The sequence below is a fragment of the Hamadaea sp. NPDC051192 genome (assembly GCF_040682475.1).
Classification (GTDB): Bacteria; Actinomycetota; Actinomycetes; order Mycobacteriales; family Micromonosporaceae; genus Hamadaea; species Hamadaea flava.
Genome location: NZ_JBFBAZ010000142.1, coordinates 1 through 19,447, shown reverse-complemented (window position 1 = coordinate 19,447; position 19,447 = coordinate 1). Strand labels below are relative to the sequence as shown.

Below are 19,447 nucleotides of genomic sequence, written 5' to 3'. Positions count from 1 at the left end.
GCGCAATGCGGCCAGCGCGCAATGCGGCCAGCGCGCAATGCGGCCAGCGCGCGGAGCGGCCAGCGCGCGAAGCGGGCGGCGGGCGAGGCGGCAGGGAGAGTCAGGTGGGGAGGGTTACGCGGCGGGTGATCCCGATCGACTCCAGGAACGGTTCGTCGTGACTGGCCACGACGAGCGCCCCGCGATAGGCCTCCAACGCCTGCGACAGTTGCCGGACGCTGGTCAAGTCGAGATTGTTCGTCGGCTCGTCCAGCAACAACAGTTGCGGTGCGGGTTCGGCCAGCAGCAGCGCGGCCAGCGTCGCGCGGAAGCGCTCGCCGCCGGAGAGCGTACCGGCGACCTGATCGGCTCGCGTTCCCCGGAACAGGAATCGGGCCAGCCGCGACCGGATCTGATTCGGCGTGGCGTCCGGTGCCACCCGGGCGACGTTCTCCACGATGGTCAGCCGATCGTCGAGCAGGTCGAGTCGCTGCGGCAGGTAGCGCAACGGAACCGCGGCGTCCACCGAACCTTCGGCCGGCGCCAGTTCGCCCGTCACCGTCCGGAGCAATGTGGACTTCCCGGCGCCGTTCGCGCCCACCAATCCGATGCGCTCCGGTCCGCGTACCAGTAGATCCACCTGATGACCCACGTGCGCGAGCCGGGCGTGGACCGTCAGCACGGTGCGACCGGCCGGCACCTCGGTGGCCGGGAGATCGACGCGGATGGTGTCGTCCTCGCGGACCGCCTCCTCCGCCTCGACCAGGCGCTCCCGCGCCTGCTCCAGCTTCTCCTGGTGCATGGTCTTGTGCTTGCCCGCGGACACCTGCGCCGCGCGCTTGCGGTTGCCCATCACGATCTTCGGCTCGCGCTTGGTGTCGTTCATCTTCTGGCCGTAGCGAACGCGCCGGTCCAGCTTGGTCCGGGCGTCGATCAGCTCCCGGCGTTGCCGCCGGACGTCCGCCTCGGCCACCCGGACCAGGCGTTCGGCCGTCTCCTGCTCGGCCTCGACAGCGGCCTCGTAGTCGCTGAAGCCGCCGCCGAAGAACCGGATCTCGCCGTCGCGCAGCTCGGCGATCTGGTCCACCAGCTCCAGCAGGGCCCGATCGTGGCTGACCACGAGCAGCACTCCCGGCCACGCCGCGACGGCTTCATACAGTCTGGTACGCGCAGCGCGGTCCAGGTTGTTGGTCGGCTCGTCGAGCAGCAGCACCTCGGGTCGCCGGACCAGTTGGGCGGCGAGCCCGAGCAGGATCGCCTCCCCGCCGGAGACCTGGCCGATGCGCCGATCGAGGTCGACGTGGGTCAGCCCGAGCCGGTCGAGCACCGCGCGCGCCCGTTCGTCGACGTCCCAGTCGTCGCCGACGGCGGTGAAGTGCGCCACGTCGGTCTCGCCGCGCTCGATCGCCTGCAAGGCCCGCCGGGTTTCGGCGATGCCGAGCAGCTCGTCCACCGGCATCTGGGTGTCGAGGGTCAGGTCCTGCCGCAGGTAGCCGAGGCTGCCCGCGGTGTGCACGGTGCCCGAGGCCGGCCGCAGTACGCCGGCGATCAGGCGCAGCAAGGTCGACTTGCCGGAGCCGTTGAGCCCGACGAGCCCGGTACGCCCCGGGCCGACGGTGAACGAGAGAGTGTCGAAGACGCGGTCGCCGTCGGGCCAGGCGAATCCGAGATCTTGTACGACAAGGGAATTAGACATAGGGCGACTCCACAGTGGTCGATCCGGCGGGGGATGCGGAGAGACACCACGGGATGGGCCAGGCGGAGAAAGGCCGGCTCACGAGGGCGGGCGATCTGGATCGGCGCACGACTCGACGTCGTGGTGTCTCGATCTCAGATCAGCACTGATCGCGCTCCTCGGGACGGCAGTAGAACGTGATCATTGTAGCCCGTCGCCGAGCCGGACGACCAGGGGTTTCCGGGGGGTGTGCGGCAGCGCACTCCCCGGCGGCACCTGCGGATTCAAGGTTTGTTCAATCCCGGTGCAAGGCGGCCCTGCCACGCTGACGGCGCTTCTCCGAGGCGCGTCAGGCACCTCCGACGCGCTGGCAGAGATCGTCTTCGAGGGGGACCGTGACATGTACAGGCAGGCCCGCGACCGCTGGCGATTGGGCGAGGTGGATCCCGGTGGGGACCGGGCGCAGCTGCGGCAGGAGGCGCTGGCCGAGCTGGCCGAAGCCGGTGGCCGTGCCTACCGGATGCCGGTGACGGAGGAGGTCGCCGACGCCAGTGGTCTGGTCCGGGTCGCGGTGGATCAAGCCGGCCGAGTCGTCGACGTCCACATCAGCTCGGACTGGTGCGATCGGCTGGGTGCGAGCGGGCTGGGCCCGGCGCTGCTGGAAGCCCGCAAGAACGCTGTGGCCGCGATGGTGAAGGCCCGCGCTCTTTCCGCGCTGGCGGAGCGGGAACAGCTGGCGTCCGACGGCGATCCGGATCGCGAGTGGCGACCGGTGCCGTACGCCGAGCCGCTGAGCATCGAGCAGGTGTGGCAGCGGCTGTCGGACAACGAAGACCTGCTCTACCGCCGGCAGAAGGCGGTCCGCGCCGTCGCGGAGGGACGCCCCCGATCGATCGGCAGCCCGTTCGGCCTGCTCAGCGGCCAGTGCATGGGACGCGCTCTGGTGAGCGTCACGGCTGAGCCGATGCGAGCGCCGCGGGCGGACACCGGGCAGCTGCGGCAGGTGGCGCTGGATCTGTTCCGGCAGGCCGAAACGCAGGAGTGGGAGACGGCCCGGTGACCGGCCCGGCCACGACCGAGGTCGTCACCGACAACGTCCGGCAGGAGGCCGACAAATGGCGGGACCTGTCCGACGAGATGGCGGCGGTCGAGTCGAACCCGGTGGGCAACGACGGGCTGAAGCTCGGTTTCACCGCGTTCTTCATCGGGCCGACCGAACTGATCGCCACCACCCTGCACTCGGCGGCCTACAACGAGTTCTACGCGGAGGTCCAGGACCTGGTCCGCGCGGCGAAGACCGAGTGGCTGCAACTGGGCGAGGCGCTGGACCGGATGGCCGACGAGTTCGACCGGACCGATCAGACGGCGGAGGCCGACCTCGACTCGATCTACACCGAACCGGCGACGAACGGCGCACAGGGCCCGCCGCCCGAGGCGCACGCGGGAGGGCAGCAGGATGACTAGTCCGGGTGAGCCGAGCGGCGACCCGTCGCAGCACACGAGCGCGGTCGAGACAGCGGTGCGCCAGATCGAGGAGACCGCCGACCAGCTGGTCGCGGACTTCGACTCGCTGGTGCAGGAGTTCGCCGACAACGCGGTGTGGCTGTCGCCGGTCATCGGCGCCGCCGCGGTGTGGGTGCTCCAGGAAACGCTGGACGAGATCCGGGTCGAACTGAATGCGGTGCTGGACATCGCGGGGGAGGTGCTGGCGCACTACACCCCGGTGATCTCCTTGATCAATATCAGCTTCCATTGGCTGACCGCGGTCAAACAGCCCGTCTCGGGCATGGTCCCCATGATCCAGCAGTACGCGACCGAGAACCTCGCCTACTGGGAGGGCGGCACCGCGAGCCACTACAAGCAGCAGATCGTCCCACCACAGGCCGGCGCGGCCGGGGAGCTGTCGGCGAAGGCGGGCTTCATCAGCGAGTGGCTCTACGGCATCGCGCAGGCCAACGTGGAGTACGTCACCAAGCTCTCCGAGGTGATCGGCACGATCGCGGGAGACGTCGCGCAGGCCGCCGTCAAGGCGGGCACGATCATCGACATCCCGTGGGCGATCTCGGACTTGGCGTCGATCGTGAAGACGCTGGTGAAGACCGAGATGGACAACCTGGCCGGCATCGGCCAGCGGATCGTGGAAGCCGGCGAGAACGTACGCCAGATCGTGTCCGACCGGGTGGACGAGAGCAAGTTCCCCGGCGGTGACTGGCCGCAGGCCGTGCGGGACTGAGCCCTACTTCAAGAGCGCGGGCGGCGGCGGTAGCGCCGATAGCACCACAAGCCGAGGACCAGCCCGGCGACGGCGACCGGCAGGTACGCCCACGACTGGGCCGCCCAGGGCGACGGTGCGATCGCGGGACCGTCGAGCCGCCCGTGTTCGAGCAGGTCACGTGCCCAATCGCCGCAGCCGTGCCCGGCGACCGCAAGCGGGAGTCGCTTTGCTTGGCCGGGCGTGAGATGGATGGCTTGGCATGAGTCGGTGGCGACGTCGGTGGCGGTCAGGATCGGCGCCTCGTCGCGCCAGGCGACCAGACCGGGACGGCCGGTGAATCGGGCGGTCTCGTCGGCGATCCGCCGGTCGGCGAGGTCCACCCGCTGGAGGTGGAAGGTCTGGTTGCCGCAGTACTGCCACCAGCTGCACTGCTCGCCGTACGCGAGGAGGACCGAGGAGCCGTCCGGGCTGAAGGCAGCCGGTCCCGCCAGCAGCTGCCGGTCGCTGAGCGGCAGTTCCACCTGTAGCTCGCCGGTCGCCACGTCGACGACGACGAAGCGATAGTCCTTTCCCTCCTTGCCGAGGACCATGGCGATCCGGCGGCCGTCGGGCGAGAACGAGGCCCCCCACGCGGCATCGGTGTCGGCGGTGAGGAGCGTACGCAGCTTTCCGGTCGCGACGTCGACCAGGACGATGTCGTCGGGGTGCGAGGGGTCATTGAGCTGCTCATTGTTCGGCCCGTAGGTGATGACGCCGTCGTCGCGGTCGATCACGGCGACCGCGGTGCGGCTGTCCGGAGCCCAGACCGGGGTCAGGCTCAGCGACCAGATCGGCTCCGACACCATGTGAACCTCGCCGGTCGTGAGGTCCAGCAGGTTGTGCCGGAGCAGGTAGCGCCCGTCGGGGGAGAGGCTGCCGACGTCCTGACCGGGAGCGAGATAGATCAGGCGATACGAGTCGTCCCGTCCGACCAGCACGACGGCGGTTTCGAAGTTGAGGCTGTGCCCGGTGGTGAAGGCGAGCTTGACCGGCCCGTTCGGGTCGGCGTCGAACGTCTGCTGCCACAGGTACGGCGCGGCCACCGACTTCGGCAGCACGTCCGGTCCGCCGCCGGCGAACCCGGTGTCGGTGTGGCCGCGTACGGGGAGCCAGGCCAGGCCCGCGAGCACGAGCAGGCAGAGGATGCTCGCGACGATCCGGCGGCGTCGCCGGGTGCGCCGTCCGCGTCGCCACAGGTCGTCCGGCAGGCGTACGCCGGGCGCTGTGCCCGCGGCGTCGTGGAGCGCCTGCGCCAGCCGGGTCGTCATCGGGCCACCTCCTGCAGCTCGGCCAGGTCGGGAGCGAGGACGCGCAGCCGGGCGAGGGCGTCGCGGGTCTGGCTCTTGACGGTGCCGACGCCGACGCCGAGAACCGTGGCGGCCTGGGCCTCGGTGAGGTCTTCGAAGTAGCGCAGCACGAGCACCGCCCGCTGCTTCGAGGTGAGTTTGGCCAGCGCCTGCTGGACGGCGACGGTCAGAGCGACGTCGGGGACGGGCCCGGCGGCGTCGGGCAACCGGTCGACCGGTACGGCTTCCCGCCGCCACCGTCGCCACCAGGACACGTGCTGGTGATAGAGAACCCGCCGCACGTACGCGTCCGGGTCGCCGCCGGCGACGATCCGCTCCCAGCGCGACGCCACCTGGACCAGGGTCTGCTGCACGAGATCCTCGGCGAGATGGGCGTCGCCGGTGAGCAGGTACGCCGACCGCGACAGCGCCGCGACGCGCGCGTGCACGTAGTCGCGGAACGACTGCTCGGGACCGGGTGGCATGACGGGCACACTACGAACACGCTCGGAGCGCCCTGAATGGAGGGGACGTCGGAGCGATGACGTGATGCGGCCGGCGCACTCCCCTCGAGGTACGCCGGCCGCGGTCGGTGGATCGCCCTCGTCACCGGATCGGGGGCGGCGGAACGTCCGAACGTTCCTCGATCCGGCGGTACTCGACGGGCTCCTCGGCCACCGTGGTCCGGGACCGGCGGTTGCTCCAGAAGATGGTCGTGATGACCAGGCCCAGGGCGCCGGCCGCCATGAGGATCCAGCCGACGGCGTCGAGATCTACTCCGGCGATTCTGACATCCAGCGCGAAGGTCAGAATCGCGCCTACGGCGAGCAGGAAGATGCTGGCACCGATACCCACGACGCACTCCTCTCTTGCGAACGGCCCCCGTGCTGGCCGACCGGTACCCAGTCGGGCGGACATTGACACCTGACCGGTTCGACCCGCCGCCTGATCCGGGAGAACCACCGTCTGGTCCGGGAGAACCACCGCCTGATCCGGGACGACCACCGTCTGTTTCAGAGCGAGCCGCCGCCTGTTTTCGGAGAGTAGTCATGACAGAGAGTGGTCCGAACGTCGCGTTCTGCTGTCTCTCATCCGACACGGAGCTGGTTCCCAGTGACGCGCCGATGATCTGATCCGCCGAAGGCATACACATGCCTCACTGAATTGACCGGCCTCAGTGGACTGTCCTGTCTGGCCGGCGGGCGATCGGACGGGTCGACAATGGGGATGGGGAGCAGATCCCGGCTGGCCAGTGCCATCCGGGCGGCGCTGGCACTGGTGTTGGTGACTCCGGTGGCGGTGGTGGTGACCGGTGCGCCCGCGCACGCGGATCCACCCGACTGGGAGACGGGCCTCCGGCAGGTCGTGACCGACACGGCCGGCTGGGCGAACGGATTGAGCAAGGTAGGGCAGCTGGCACAGCCGCTGCCCATGCTCGGCGTCAGCGCGGGATCTCTTGTGGACGCCGATCACCTGGTGCAGTCCGCTTCGGACGGGCTGACCGCGTACGGGCTGACCAACAGCGACCGCGATCTCGGCGGCGGCGTCCGGCTGACGAGCACCGTCACCGAGACCAACGGGGTCCACGAACTCGATCTCCAGCTCTCCGCCAAGCGCGAGGTCACCGGGAAGGACTTCGCGGCCGCGGGGATCACCGCCGGGCAGGCCGTCACCGTCACCGGCTGGGCCACGCTGCGGCTCAAGGCCCGCTCCGACGGCACGACCACCTATCTGGTCCGCGACGCCGACGCGCCGCGGCTCGACATCGACACCGTCGCCCACTTCCGGCCCGATCTGGACAAGGCGACGGCGTCCGTGGGCATCCTGGAGGTCGCGCTCCAGCCAGGCACGACGCTCTCGGCCTCGGCACACCTACTGGTACGCGTGAACGACCCGAACGGCGACGGCAAGCTCGCCTTCGGCGCCGGCGGTGAACTCAGCTCACCCGGTTCGCTGACCGGCCTGATCACGGCGGCGTTGGACGGCGCCGGCGGCGGCAAGATCTCCGACGACGCGACGGAGGCCGGACCGGGCTCGATCAACGCCACGATCAAACTCGGAGCGGCCGCGAGCGGCGCACCGGTCGGGCTGCCGACCCTCGACGCGACCGTCACGGTCGCGTGGCCGGACGTCAGCACCGGGCAGCCGACCGTCGGCACGTCCGGGCTGGACGGCACGATCGCCAAGTTCAAGAACATGAGTCCGCTCGACCTGGCGGCCGGACTGGCCCAGCTGGCCACGTTCCTGTCAGGCGTGCAGGGCAGCAAGGCGGCGGGCAACCTCAACCTGCCGTTCCTACGTGGCACGTACGCCGACGCGATCGCCGTCAACGAGAAGGTCACGGCGTTCCTCAAGAAGCACACCTACCCCAAGCCGGAGGACCCTGCCTTCGTCCCGGGCACCGATGATCCGGCCAAGGCGGGCCAGCCCCGGTTCACCTCGTTGCAGCAACTGCTGAAGCTGTTGTCGGACGAGGGACTGCTCGGTTCGACGCCGATGTCGTTCGCCGGGGACAAGCTCGCCTTCTCGCTGGCGTTGGCGCGTACGCCGGGCTCAGCGGTCGCGCTGGATCCGGGTGCGGCGAGCGTCTCGGGCAAAGGCGCGACGTTCAGCCCCAGCGGCTTCTCCGTGCCCACCAACCGGTTCACTCCTGGGGCGTTGAAGGGCCAGCGGGTGGTGGCCGGCACCTCCGCCGGCACCGTGGCGGACAACACGGCGACCACGGTGACCCTGACGGGCGAATGGATCGGCGGCCGCCCCGGCGACGACAGCAGCTGGGTCATCAGCAGCTCCGACCCGCACATCGGAGCCGTGCAGCTCGGCGACTCGTTCACCCAGACATTGGACGACGGCAAGAAGACCGGTCTGCGTACGGCGAACGCGCAGGCGAGCCTGGCGCAGGTCAAGCCGGCCTACACCGCCGCGATCACGCTCGTCCTCGATCTGCGGGACGACGTCGGCGACGCCACCGCGAACGCCGACCGGGTGTTGCTGCGGACCGACCCGAACACCCCGCTGTTCACCGCCGACTTCCCGATCACCTCGGCGATCGACTTCTACACGAAGGTCGGCTTCCTCAAGGTACGCGTGAACGGCTCGCTGGCCGTGGGCAAGGCTGCCGCCGCGCCCGCGATGCTGAGCGTGAAGTTCAAGCAGGCCCAGGATCTCAGCTTGGGCGCGCTGTTCCAGAAGTTGCAGACCGACCCGGCGAGCCTGCTCGACGTCACGTCGTCCGTGCGGACGACCGGATCGGTCCGGCTGACCGTCCCGGGTGACACCGGGATCCTCGGCGAGGGCATCAGCGCCACCTTCAGCCAGACCGCCGGTGGCGACCCGGTCATCAACGCGACCAACCTCGACGGGCTCTACTCGCTGGACTTCAACGCCGACGACCCGAACGCCCTGTTCGCCACGGTCGTCGAGGCGATCAAGCTGATCAACCAGGCGCTCGCGGCGGCCAACGGCGGCAGCGGCATCATGGACCAGAAGATCCCGCTGCTCGGCAAGTCGCCCCGCGAGATGATGGGCAGTGACGAGAGCGGCGTCGGCACCTCGGTCAGCTACACCGCGGAGAACTCGAACTTCCTGCTGAAGGACGAGAGCCGGGATGCGAGCTCCGCGTTCCCGCAACGGCTCAAGGACCGGACCGTCGTCATCGGGACGAAGGCGTACCGGATCCTCGACGTCGTCGACGACCAGACTCTGCGGATCGCCGCGGCCGGGTCGGCGACGCCGGAGGCCGGTGCGGCGTACGCCGTCCGCCCGGAACTGGCCGAGGCGGTCGACCGGCTGCTGGCGAACCCGCCGGAGACGCTGCAGGACGCGCTCGACATGGTCAACAAGACCATCGGCGAGGGCAGCGGCCTGAGCTTCGCCCTCGACCAGCGCGAAGGCGGCCCGTACCTGCGTATCGGGCTGGACTGGAAGCGCAAGTTCCACACCGGCACGCCGCTCACCTTCGCCTGGTCCGGCGCGGGCGATCTGGTCAGCCTCGACTCGTCGGGCACGGTGGCGCTGGACGTCACCGGCGAGGCGAGCCTCGGCCTGCTGCTGCCGTTGTCGCTGGACGCGGCCCCGCTGCTCGACCACTCCTCGCACGCCGGGGTGACCGTCTCGGTCGCCGCGAACCAGGTCGCGCTGGCCGCCCGGGTCGGGCCGCTCGCGCTCGAACTCGGCAAGCCGGGCGACTACGCGAGCGTCCAGGGCAACCTGAAGGTCGGCCTGGGCACCGGCGGCGACGAGGACAAGCCGGTACTGGACGGGTTCCTCGGGCTCAGCCCGGAGCTGACCACCGATGGCGTGGACTGCGGCAACGGCGTCGGCGGCGCGAACATAGCCCTGTGCGCCCGCGCGCCGATCTTCCTCAACGACTGCGACCCGCCGGCCGGCAGCAACGTGCTGTCCCTGACGGCGACCAAGGACTTCGACCTGACCCCGCAGCTGCCCGACCTCGGGCCCTGCCTGCAGAGCCTGGTGCTGAAGCTGACCGACTTCAACGTCGGCATCGACGGCTACCTCGCCAAGCTGGAGGAGGCGCTGCGGCTGGCCAGCTTCGACGGCAAACTGCCGTTGGTCGGTGACGACCTCCAGCAGGGTCAGCGGTTCATCCATCAACTGCGCGAGGACATCAAGGCCGCCATCGGCCCGGTGCTCGCCAACGCCCCGGCCAACAGCGACGGGCTGGACACCGCGTTGACCGCGGCGATGCAGCAACTCGATCCGGCGCTCGCCGTCGACGTCGCCTGCCGCCAGGGCGTGACCGAGCCGTGCTCGCTCGCCGAAGTCCAGTCGGTACGCATCCAGCTGACCACGCAACGCGGTAGCACGTCCGCTGTGGACGGCTGCACCGGATCCGACTGCCTCGGCACCGACGTCCCGCTCGATCTGGGCGTACCGGGGCTGGCGCTGAAGGCGAAGAAGGGCGACACCGGCGGCGTGCACGTGGCGCTCGGCTGGAAGCTGCACCTCGACCTGGTCCTCGACCGGACCGAGGGCTTCTACGTGGCCACCCACTCCGGCGGCGATCTGTCGCCGGAACTGCAGATCGGCGCCAAGTTCGACGCGGACGACCTGGAGGCGCAGCTGGCCTTCATCCAGGTGCTCGCCGAGAAGAAGTCGACGGCGCCGCTGGCGAGCGCGTACTTCGCGATCGACCTGAAGGGCTCCGCGGGCGAGGAGAGCTGCTTCGCGGCGAGCCCGTGCACCGCCGACCCGAACGCCAAGCTGACCCTGTCCGAGCTGGGCGACCTCGGCTCGCTGATGAAGACCAACCTCACCGCGACGATCGCCATCGACTGGCAGCTGACCGCCAAGGTCGATCCGAGCACGGAGGTCGGCTCGGCCTTGCCGGGCATCAGCGCCCGGTTCAAGCTGGGCTGGGGGATCAGCAACCACACCGGTGAACTGGTGCCCGGGAACCTGAACATCGAGTTCTCCGACATCGCCATCGACGCGGGCGCCTTCTTCAGCAAGATCCTGAAGCCGGTCCTGGACAAGGTGAAGTCCGTGACCGGACCGCTCCAGCCGGTCATCGACACCCTGTACGCGCCGATCCCGGTCCTGTCCGACCTCTCGAAGGCGGCCGGCGGCCCGGACATCACCCTGATCTGGCTGGCGAAGACGTTCAGCACCCTCAACGGCGGCCCGAACCTCGACTTCGTGGACACCGTCCGGGCCGTGATCGACTTCATCAACCACATTCCGGACTGCACGGCCAGCTGCAAGATCCCGATCGGCGCGTTCTTCGTCAACCCGGCGAAGGCGCTGACCACCCTCGCCTCCCCGGCGTCGGCGGCGAGCCTGATCGACAACCCGCAGCCGGTCAGCGCACAGGAGGTCAAGTCCAAGGTCGACGGTGCGTCCAACGGCGCCAAACTGTTCGACGCCCCGGCCGGGCAGAAGAGCAACGCGGCGAAGATCGGCTTCACCTTCCCGATCTTCGACAACCCCGGGTCGCTGTTCGGCCTGCTGCTGGGCCAGGACGTGGAGCTGGTCGGGTTCGACTCCGGCCCGCTGGAGCTGGGCTTCTCCTGGCGCCAGTCGTTCGGCCCGGTGTACGCCCCGCCGCCGGTGATGATCACACTGTCCGGCAGCGCCTCCGTGACCGCCCGGTTCATGGCCGGACTGGACACCAAGGGCATCCGGCACGCGATCGAGGCGGCGACCGACGGCACCGCGGTCAACGCCGTGAGCCTGCTGGACGGGTTGTACTTCAAGACGACCGACGCCAACGGCGTCACCGTTCCCGTCGTGACGCTCCGCGGTGAGATCGCGGCCGGGGCCGAGGTCACCTTGCTGATCGTGAAGGCCGGCATCGAGGGCGGCGTACGCCTGACGGTCGGGTTCGCCTGGAACGACCCGGACAACGACGGGAAGTTCCGCCTCAGCGAGTTCCTGCAGGCCCTGCTGACCAACCCGATCTGCCTGTTCACCACCAGCGGCCAGCTGTCGGTGTTCCTGCGGGTCTACATCACCATCGACCTGTTCCTGTTCTCCAAGACGTGGAGCTTCACACTGGTCAACGCGGTTCTGCTCGACTTCCGGGCACAACCCGACTGTTCCCCGCCGCCGCCCGAACTGGGCGGGGTCAGCGGGGACACCCTGGTGGTCTTCGCGGGCAAGTTCGGGAAGTCCGCTCAGCGTGGGCACGCGGCCTGGGACAACACCGCCGGCACCTACCCCGGTGACGTGGTCAAGGTGTACGCGCTGCACTACGCCGACGCCAACGAGCCGGGCGGCAGCGACGACTTCGACGGCTTCGCGGTCGAGGCACTGGGGCGTACGCAGCAGTTCCTGGACCCGAACCTGAAGCGGGTGGTCGTCGACGGCCGGGGCTACTCGGTCAGCGACGCCGACAAGACCGCGATGTCGGTGATCTTCCTCGGTGACGGCGACCCGTCCGGCAACGGCACGGCGTCCCCGTTCGACAAGACCGCCGTCGTGTTCGGTTCGGACGGCAAGGACCAGATCCGCACCGGCACCGGACCGGCGTACGTGGACGGCGGCCCCGGCGACGACACCATCGTCACCGCCGAGGCGCCCGGTACGTCCGCCTGGGTGGCCGGTGGTCCCGGCAACGACGCCATCACCACAGGCGACGGCACCGGCACGGTCGCCGGGGACAACGGCCTCGGCTTCACCACCCAGAACGTGAGCGCCGGCGGCAAGAACCTCACCGGCGTCGTGAACTGGGCCAGCCTGACCCCGCCCGCGGAAGACCCGGACGGTGGCTCCGGTGTGGACACGGTGACGGTCGGCCACGGCGGCAACACCGTCTACGGCAACGGTGGCGACGACACGCTCGCAGCGATGGTCGACGATACCAAGACCAACGGCACGAACGTCATGGTCGGCGGGGCCGGTTCCGACAGCGTCAACGGCGGCAACGGTCCCGACAAGATCTACACATACGCCCAAGGCGTGCCGTCCGACCCGGACGCCGACGGCGTGGGCGACAGCGGCCTGACCAACATGGTGGACACCGGCGGCGGTCAGGACGAGGTCTACGGCAGCGCGGGCGTCGACCTGGTCGTCTCCCACTCGGCCAACGGCCAGACCGGTTCCATCAAGGGCTACGGCGCGAACGACGTGCTGATCGGCGGCTACGGCACCGACCAGATCTTCGGCGGCCCCGGCGACGACTACCTCATCGCCGAGCCCTCCGACGTCGGCGCGCCCGACGGCGCCGACGGCTACGGGCCGTTCCGCCCGGTCAGCCACCACCCGCTGCCCGCCGGTACGCAGTCGCAGACCAAGCTGCTCGTGGGCGGCCTGGGCAGCGACCACATCATCGGCGGCGACGGCGGCGCGACGATCTTCGGCGACAAGCACCTGACCGCCGAGGCGTGCGCCGACAGCGCCACCTTCGCCCAGCCGGTTCCGGCCGTGCAGGGTTCGGCCGACCTGATCCTGGGTGGGTCCGGAGCCGATGTGGTGACCGCCGGCGGCGGTGACGACCGCACCGATCTCGGCAGCGGAGCCGACCGTGCCTGCGGCCAGTTCGGCGACGACATCCTCGCCCTCGGCGGGGACGACGACAAGGCGTGGGGCGGCGACGGGGTCGACCAGATCTTCGGCGACGCCGGGCTGGACACCGTCTACGGCAACGCCGGCAACGACGGTCTCTACGGCGGCGGCGACGTCGACACCGTGGAGGGCGACGACGGCGGCGACCAGATCTACGGCGGCGACGGCGCGGACGTCCTCTACGGCGGAAGCCGGGCCGCCGGCGAGACCGACCAGGGCACCGACTACGTCTACGGCGAGGAAGGCGCCGACCAGATCATCGGCGACAACGGCACGCCGGCCGACGGCGGCTCCGGGGCGTACCCGTTGGATCTGAACGGGACCACCCCGACCGCCGGGGCGGGCGACGTGCTGCACGGCGGCGCGCAGGACGACCGGATCTACGGCGGCCTGGGCGACGATCTGATCACCGGCGACGGCGACCAGGACGTCATCGAGGGCAACAACGGCGCGGACACGGTCAGCGGCGGTGACGGCGACGACCAGATCATCGGCGGCTCCTCGGAAGAGGCGTCGCCCGGCGTGGGCCGGCCCGACGGCTCCGACCGGCTGATCGGCGACGCCGACGACGACCTGATCGCCGGGGACAACGCCAGGTTCACCGACGGCACGCCCGCCCGGATCGTGGCCGGCCGAGCGGCTCCGCAGCGCGCCATCGTGCTGCTGGACCTCGGCCTGACCCCGGCCGCCGGGACGAGCGCCGGCGACTACCTCGCCGGGCTCGGCTCCGACGACGTCCTGCTCGGGCAGGGCGGGGCGGACCGTGTGCTGGGCGGCGCGGGCGCGGACTACGCCGAAGGCGGGCCGGGCAGCGACTGGGTCGAGGGCGACCTCGGCGACGACGATCTGGTCGGCGGTTCCTCCACCGTGGACAACGCGGTCAGCGGAACCGGTCAGCCGGACGCGGCGGACGCCCTGTTCGGCGGGCCGAACTCCGACGTGATCCTCGGCGACAACGGCGCGATCCTGCGCCCATTGGCCGCAGAAGCGGCGTCGGCGGTGACCGCCCGGCTCAACGCCGACGGGTCGGCGTACCTGCCGAGGATCATCTCGCTGCTCGACCGGGGCAACGCCGATCCGGTACGCCACGGCGGTGACCGGATCAGCGGCGGCGACGGCGCCGACCTCGCGTACGGCCAGGACGGCGACGACGCGCTGACCGGTGACGGCGACGCCGACTACCTCGAGGGCAACGGCGGCACCGACACCTTGCGGGGCGACCTCCCGCTCGGGGCGGCTGGGCACAGCACGGTGACTCCGTTGCCGGCGCAGCCGTGGCCGGGCGCCGCCGGTGCGGCCGGAGACCTCGTCGGCACCGGTACGCCGGACGGTCAGGACGACCTGATCGGCGGCAGTTCGGCGGCCGGCTTCCGGGACGGGGCCGACGTGGTCGAGGGCGACGGCGGCGACGACGTGATCCTCGGCGACAACGGGTCGCTGATCCGGACGGTGCTCAACGGCAAGGAGAAGGTGTACGCCGAGCGCTACGCGACCGGATCCGACCTGACCACCGCCACCGTGGTGCGTACGCACGACCCGGCGTTGCCCGGCCCGTCCACCCGGTTCTGCACCACCGCCCAGCCGACCTGTGAGCCGAACGGCGCTTGGGGTGCCGATCAGCTCTACGGCGACGGCGGAAACGACGGGATCTGGGGCCAGGACGGCGACGACACCGTCTGGGGTGGCTCCGGAGACGACGACCTGTTCGGCGAGCTGGGCTCGGACACCATCTACGGCGAGGCCGGCGCGGACGCCATCCTGGGCGACCGGGGCGGTCTGATGAACCAGTACCTCAACGCCGACGACGTGGCCGCGCTCGGGTTCACCGTGACCCTGTCGGGCGTGCCGCAGGAGAGTTACACCGCCTTCCAGCTCGGCGAGTACGACCGGCGGGCGGACCTGCTGCACGACACCGACGGCGACGTCTGGGTCGGGTCGCCGACGGACCCGGCGATGCCGCACAACGGCCTGACCGAGGGTGGCTTCGACCTGATCCGCGGCGGATCCGGGGACGACGACATCCACGGCGGCTGGGGTGACGACGTGATCAACGGCGACAGCGGCGGCGACGACATCTTCGGCGCGGCGGGCTCGGACGTCCTGTGGGGCGGCAAGGGCTGCGACCCGGTCCTCGACGCGGCGACGCCCGACTGCCTCGTCAACGGGGTCTTCACCGCCTCCTCCCGGGGCACCAACGACCGGTTCGTCGACCACGTCTTCGGTGGCTCGGGCGAGAGCGAGGACGAGGGCTTCGGCTCCGACCTGCTCGACGTCAAGCCGCGCGGCGTGTACGCCGACTGCCAGCCCGGCCGGTGGCCGACCGACGTCAACGGCGTCACCCGGGACCCGTGCCTGTGGTTCCAGATGACCGACATGACCAACGCGTCGGACGCCGACAACCAGCACCACCAGGGCACCGACTGGATCTACGGCGGCTGGGACCGCGACGCCCTGGAGGCGGACGTGGCGCAGAACGGGCCGAACCCGGGCGACCGGCTGTTCGACTGGAACGGCGCCTACAACCTCTACCTCCACTGCAACGCCGCGTACGGCGGATACAACGACATCCGCCAGCACAGCCCGGCGATGCAGGAGTTCCTGACCAAGCTGGCCTGGTGGTCGGGGGCCGGGCGGACCGTCGGTGACGTGACCACCTCGGGCACGTCGGCGTTCAGCGAGCTCGCGTACACCTACACCAGCGACAACGGTGGGCACGGCGCGGGGAAGGCGTACCCGGGCACGCCCGGCCACTTCTCCGACCCGGTCTCCTGCACCGACTGACCCTCACGGCCGGTGGGCGGACCCCGCCCACCGGCCACCCCATCCCTCGCGGAGGTAAATCAATGCGGCGACGAGTCGCGTCCGCTTTGTCGGTGCTCGCCCTGGGCGCCGCGTTCAGTCTGTTCAGCACGCCCGCGGCCGGCGCGCCCGCCGCGCAGACCTATCGAGTACGCGGACTGGAGCCGGGCCAGGAGATCCTGCTCGACCGGGCCGGAGCCGTCGTGACCGATGTGGATGAAGGAGCGGTCTACGTCAAAGCTCGCCCGGATCAGGCGGCCAAACTACGCAAGCAGGGGCTCAAAGTGGACGACATGTCGGCGGCCGCCCTGGCCGCCACGTTCGGCCCGGTCGACCCCGGTTACACCGACTACTCCGAGATGAAGGCAGAGGTGAGCCGGCTCGTCGGCCTCTATCCGACGCTGGCCTCGCAGCAGGTCATCGGGAAGTCCTACGAGGGCAAGGACATCGTGGCCCTCAAGATCTCCGACAACGTGGGAGTGGACGAGTCCGAGCCGGAGATGTTGTTCACGGCGAACCAGCACGCCCGCGAGCACCTCACCGTGGAGATGGCGCTGTACCTGGCGAACACTCTTCTCAACGACTACGGCAGCGACCCTGCGATCACGAAGATCGTGGACAACCGCGAGATCTGGATCGTGCCGATGGTCAATCCGGACGGCGCCCAGTACGACGTCGACAGCGGCGACTATCTGATGTGGCGCAAGAATCGGCAACCCAACAGCGGTTCCACGGAGATCGGCACGGACCTCAACCGTAACTGGGGCTACAAGTGGGGCTGCTGCGCCGGCTCGTCGGGGGTCAAGTCGAAGGACACCTATCGGGGGTCGGCGGCCTTCTCGGCCAAGGAGACCCAGGTGATCCGGGACTTCGTGCTGAGCCGCCGGATCGGCGGGACCCAGCAGATCACCGAGCACCTCGACATCCACACCTACTCGCAGCTCGTCCTGTGGCCCTTCGGCTACACCACGAGCACGGTTGTCGGCCCGATGACCGCCGACGCGTACGCCGCGCACCGTGCGATCGGCACCGAGATGGCCGACCGCAACGGCTACTGGCCGGGCCAGGCGAGCGGCCTCTACATCGCCGACGGCATCATCAACGACTGGATGTGGGCCGATCAGAAGATCTTCAGCTTCACCTTCGAGATGTACCCGAAGCGCTCGGACCTGTTCGAGCAGTTCTACCCGCCCGCGTCGGTGATCCCGGCACAGACCAGCCGCAACCGGCAGGCCCTGATCCGGCTCGCCCAGTACGCCGACTGCCCCTACCGGTCGATCTCGAAGGAGAACACGTACTGCCCAGTGGCCGACGACTACACGCTGACCGTTCCGGGAGCGACCTATGTGGTGGCCCAGGGCGGCACGGTCGCCACGACGATCACGGCGACCAAGACGACTGGCGCGAACCAGCTGGTCTCGCTGACCGCCACCGGGGCGCCGGCCGGGATGACGCCGATCTTCGGGCTGGGCTCGATCCCGACCGACGGGTCGGCGCAGACGATCTCGTTCTCCACCGCGGCGACCACGACCCCCGGCGAGTACACCGTCGTGGTCCGGGGTGACGGAACAGCGGGGACGGTGCGGACGGCTCCGGTCACCATCATGGTCACCGGATCAGCGGCCTGCCAGGGAGCGAACGCGACCGACGTCGCCATCCCCGACGACGGCACGCCCGTGACCAGTTCGCTCGCCATCGCCGGGTGCGGAAGCCTCGTGAGCCCGATGGCCAACGCGTCCGCGCGGCTGGAGGTCCACATCGCCCACACCAACATCGGCGACCTGCAACTCCGGCTGATCGGACCGGGCGGCGCGGTGCTGATTCACGACCGCGACGGGGCGGACATGAACAACATCGACAAGATCTACACCCTGGACCTGTCCGGCCAGACCGCCGACGGAACCTGGTCGCTGGAGGCGACCGACCTGGAGTCCGGCTCGACGGGGAAGATCGACTCCTGGACGCTGACCCTGAAGTAGCCCGGTCAGCCGACGAGGCAGAACGGATGACCGGCCGGGTCGAGGAACACCCTCGACCCGGCCGGATTCGGCTGGTACGCCGTCTTCTTCCCGCCCGCCGCGAGTACCACCGGCTCGGCCGCGTCGAGATCGGCGACCCGCAGATGCAGGTGGAACTGCATCGAGGAGGCCGGATCGGGCCAGACCGGCGGCCGGTGCCCCGGCGCCCGCTGGAACGACAGGTGGAACGCCGACGCCTCGTCCTCGCCCAGCGAACACCAGTCGTCCGACTCGTAGACGAGCCGCCAGCCGGTCAGGCGGGCGTAGAACCGGGCGAGCGCGCGGGGATCGGGGCACTCCAGGGCGACTCCGCTGAGGCGGGCCAACGCTTCCATGAGCGTCAGTATCCGCCACTCCGGCTCAGCACGCTTTACCGCCAGGCCGCCCATCAGGCCGCGGTCTGGACCCGAGCGGCGGTCAGTGCGCCACTCCGACGATCTGCCGGACGGTCTCCGGCTGATCGACCAGGCGGAGCATATGGTGGGCGACGTCGGCCCGGGAGATCGAGAAGCCGCCCCGGACGTTGCGGTTCAACGCCGTCCGATACTCGCCGGTGAGCGCCTTGTCGGTCAGCTTCGGCGGCCGGGACACCGTCCACTCCAGACCGCTGTCCCGCAGGATCTGCTCGGTGACCGCCAGATCGGCGTAGTGCGCGCCGAAGAGCGTACGGGCGATCCGGGTGCCCACGTACCGCATGAAGAACCCGTCACCAGGGTCGTGCTTGGGCAGCACCCGCTGACCGGGCACGGGCACCGGGCCGACCGGTGCGGCGCTGACGACGACGATGCGGCGTACGCCCTCGGCCGCCATCGCGTCGACGATCGTCTGAGTGCCTCGGGAGGTGATCCCAGCGTCCGCCCTCGGATCGCGGGGGCCCAACCCGGACACCACGGCGTCGGCGCCCCGCACCGCGGCCCGGAGCGCGACCGGATCCGGACGCTCGAAGTCGACCGCCACCGTGCGTACGCCCGTCGGCAGATCCCGGGGCCGCCGGGCGACCGCGGTGACCTCGTGGCCCTCCGCGACGGCCTGCTCGACCAGGTGACGGCCGACTCCGCCGGTCGCGGCGATGATCGTGAGCTTCATGGGTGCCTCCTACGCGGTGAAGGCTGCGGCGTGATCCGCGGCCCAAGTCTGGAAGCTGCGAGCCGGGCGGCCCAGCAGCCGGCGGACGGTGTCGGTGGTCGGCCCGGCCTCGCGGGCGTAGTCGGCCTGCGAGCCGAGCAGGCGGGCAGGGACCTCGGCGGGCAGCCCGGCGGCGAGCATCCCCTGCCGGACCGCTTCCGGCTCCATCTCGACGAAGGCCAGCTCCCGGCCGACGGGGACGGCGTACCGGTGTATCTGGAGTCGTCGAATCCGCGGAACCTGCCGTTCTACGAGCGGCACGGGTTCGAGGTGACCGGGAACCTGC

The 19,447-nt window shown here is 70.2% G+C and carries 11 protein-coding genes and 1 pseudogene; 5 read left to right on the top strand and 7 right to left on the bottom strand.

What is annotated here, in order from left to right:
* Positions 1 to 100: 100 nt before the first annotated feature.
* Positions 101 to 1,675: an ABC-F family ATP-binding cassette domain-containing protein gene (locus AB0M47_RS35575; protein WP_363422004.1), complete on the bottom strand. Its 1,575-nt coding sequence runs from the start codon at positions 1,673 to 1,675 to the stop codon at positions 101 to 103.
* A gap of 379 nt (positions 1,676 to 2,054) precedes the next feature.
* On the opposite strand from AB0M47_RS35575, the gene AB0M47_RS35570 reads away from it, so the two are divergent.
* From AB0M47_RS35570 to AB0M47_RS35560, 3 genes are read left to right on the top strand one after another with little or no spacing between them, the layout of a single operon-like run.
* The gene (locus AB0M47_RS35570) at positions 2,055 to 2,714 is read left to right on the top strand and encodes a hypothetical protein (RefSeq protein WP_363422002.1); all 660 of its coding nucleotides are present in this window, start codon (positions 2,055 to 2,057) and stop codon (positions 2,712 to 2,714) included.
* Positions 2,711 to 3,118 carry a hypothetical protein gene (locus tag AB0M47_RS35565; RefSeq protein WP_363422000.1) on the top strand — a complete coding sequence of 136 codons (408 nt, stop codon included), beginning with the start codon at positions 2,711 to 2,713 and terminating at the stop codon, positions 3,116 to 3,118. Before AB0M47_RS35570 ends, AB0M47_RS35565 begins: the two co-directional genes overlap by 4 nt.
* Positions 3,111 to 3,887: a hypothetical protein gene (locus AB0M47_RS35560; protein ID WP_363421998.1), complete on the top strand. Its 777-nt coding sequence runs from the start codon at positions 3,111 to 3,113 to the stop codon at positions 3,885 to 3,887. Before AB0M47_RS35565 ends, AB0M47_RS35560 begins: the two co-directional genes overlap by 8 nt.
* Positions 3,888 to 3,895: 8 nt before the next feature.
* Here the strand turns inward: AB0M47_RS35560 and AB0M47_RS35555 are convergent, their stop codons facing one another.
* From AB0M47_RS35555 to AB0M47_RS35545, 3 genes are all read right to left on the bottom strand, one after another.
* Positions 3,896 to 5,176, bottom strand: coding sequence for a hypothetical protein (locus AB0M47_RS35555; protein ID WP_363421996.1), 1,281 nt, complete (start codon positions 5,174 to 5,176; stop codon positions 3,896 to 3,898).
* Positions 5,173 to 5,679 carry a SigE family RNA polymerase sigma factor gene (locus tag AB0M47_RS35550; RefSeq protein ID WP_363421994.1) on the bottom strand — a complete coding sequence of 169 codons (507 nt, stop codon included), beginning with the start codon at positions 5,677 to 5,679 and terminating at the stop codon, positions 5,173 to 5,175. The genes AB0M47_RS35555 and AB0M47_RS35550 overlap by 4 nt, the downstream gene beginning before the upstream one ends.
* A gap of 121 nt (positions 5,680 to 5,800) precedes the next feature.
* Complete coding sequence (locus AB0M47_RS35545) at positions 5,801 to 6,049, bottom strand: DUF6458 family protein (protein ID WP_363421992.1); 249 nt, start codon at positions 6,047 to 6,049, stop codon at positions 5,801 to 5,803.
* A gap of 372 nt (positions 6,050 to 6,421) precedes the next feature.
* Here AB0M47_RS35545 and AB0M47_RS35540 point away from each other — a divergent pair, with 372 nt between their 5' ends.
* Both AB0M47_RS35540 and AB0M47_RS35535 read left to right on the top strand, forming a co-directional pair.
* Positions 6,422 to 16,000: a calcium-binding protein gene (locus AB0M47_RS35540; protein ID WP_363421990.1), complete on the top strand. Its 9,579-nt coding sequence runs from the start codon at positions 6,422 to 6,424 to the stop codon at positions 15,998 to 16,000.
* A 62-nt stretch (positions 16,001 to 16,062) separates the two neighbouring features.
* The gene (locus AB0M47_RS35535; protein ID WP_363421988.1) at positions 16,063 to 17,997 is read left to right on the top strand and encodes a M14 family zinc carboxypeptidase; all 1,935 of its coding nucleotides are present in this window, start codon (positions 16,063 to 16,065) and stop codon (positions 17,995 to 17,997) included.
* A gap of 5 nt (positions 17,998 to 18,002) precedes the next feature.
* On the opposite strand, the gene AB0M47_RS35530 is transcribed toward AB0M47_RS35535, so the two are convergent.
* The 3 genes and pseudogenes from AB0M47_RS35530 to AB0M47_RS35520 form a co-directional block, all read right to left on the bottom strand.
* On the bottom strand, positions 18,003 to 18,371 hold the full coding sequence (locus AB0M47_RS35530) for a VOC family protein (RefSeq protein ID WP_363421986.1): 369 nt from the start codon (positions 18,369 to 18,371) through the stop codon (positions 18,003 to 18,005).
* A gap of 82 nt (positions 18,372 to 18,453) precedes the next feature.
* On the bottom strand, positions 18,454 to 19,122 hold the full coding sequence (locus AB0M47_RS35525; protein WP_363421984.1) for an NAD(P)H-binding protein: 669 nt from the start codon (positions 19,120 to 19,122) through the stop codon (positions 18,454 to 18,456).
* Between the two features lie 9 nt (positions 19,123 to 19,131).
* A pseudogene (locus AB0M47_RS35520) lies at positions 19,132 to 19,447 on the bottom strand (hypothetical protein); the annotation flags it as partial.